General features: G+C 49.0%; 2 tRNA genes. Both read right to left on the bottom strand.

The annotated features are described in order from the left end of the window. Window positions 1-235: 235 nt before the first annotated feature. Window positions 236-311: transfer RNA gene (locus ACZ6J2_RS21815), tRNA-Ala, on the bottom strand. Window positions 312-353: 42 nt separating this feature from the next. Then, window positions 354-430 (bottom strand) — tRNA-Ile (locus tag ACZ6J2_RS21810). Between the last annotated feature and the right edge of the window lie 11 nt (window positions 431-441).

The following is a 441-nucleotide window of genomic DNA, read 5'->3' as shown; positions in this document are numbered from 1 at the left end:
TTAGCACGTCCTTCATCGCCTCTGACTGCCAGGGCATCCACCGTGTACGCTTAGTCGCTTAACCTCACAACCCGAAGCTGTTTCACTTCTGATTGCGAAAATTTGAGAGACTCGAACACACCATTAAAGATGTGTCGTTTCAATTTTCAGCTTGATCCAGATTTTTAAAGAGCAAAACTTCGCAGTGCACCTTTTCAGGTTCACTCTGAAGTTTTCTTGTGTTCGCAGTAAAAGATGGTGGAGCTATGCGGGATCGAACCGCAGACCTCCTGCGTGCAAAGCAGGCGCTCTCCCAGCTGAGCTATAGCCCCATCGTTTGCAATCTCTGTACCGCTCATCCTTTAAAAGGAGTTTGGTAGGCCTGAGTGGACTTGAACCACCGACCTCACCCTTATCAGGGGTGCGCTCTAACCACCTGAGCTACAAGCCTGCAGAGATTTT

The sequence above is a fragment of the Enterobacter sp. E14S genome (genome assembly GCF_055666685.1).
The sequence above is the reverse complement of the archived record's forward strand: the minus strand, read 5'-3'. Positions and strand labels throughout refer to the sequence as shown.